This is a genomic window from Psychroserpens mesophilus (assembly GCF_050617655.1).
GTDB lineage: Bacteria > Bacteroidota > Bacteroidia > Flavobacteriales > Flavobacteriaceae > Psychroserpens > Psychroserpens mesophilus_A.
This window is the reverse complement of the sequence record NZ_JBODQC010000098.1, coordinates 1-331: the sequence shown is the minus strand read 5'-3', so window position 1 is coordinate 331 and position 331 is coordinate 1. Positions and strand designations below refer to the sequence as shown.

The window sequence follows — 331 nt, the reverse complement described above, 5'->3', positions numbered from 1 at the left end:
AGGCCTTCGATGGTCGTGATTTGCTGTCCCCTGGCTACATCCGTGGCCCGGAGGATACAGGCACGCATCGGTTGGTTGTCGGCATGTACCGTACAGGCCCCGCATTGGGCAATCCCGCAACCGTATTTGGTGCCGGTGAGCCCCAGGTGTTCCCTCAGGACCCTGAGCAGGGTTGAACCCTCAGGGACATCCGTTTCCAGTCGTTCCCGATTGATATTGAAAGTAAGTTTTGCCATACCTGCAAGAATGAAGCAAAAAGGTACGGAAAAGTTCCCGGAATGTGAATCTGCCTGATTGGGCAGTTATTCGCCCGATTCCCGGCGGCGCGACC

At 56.2% G+C, this 331-nt stretch carries 1 protein-coding gene; it reads right to left on the bottom strand.

What is annotated here, in order from left to right; translation table 11 throughout:
- The coding region (locus tag ACRHNM_RS16495; protein ID WP_431137720.1) for a (2Fe-2S)-binding protein at positions 1-236 on the bottom strand (236 nt) is incomplete at its 3' end.
- Between the last annotated feature and the right edge of the window lie 95 nt (positions 237-331).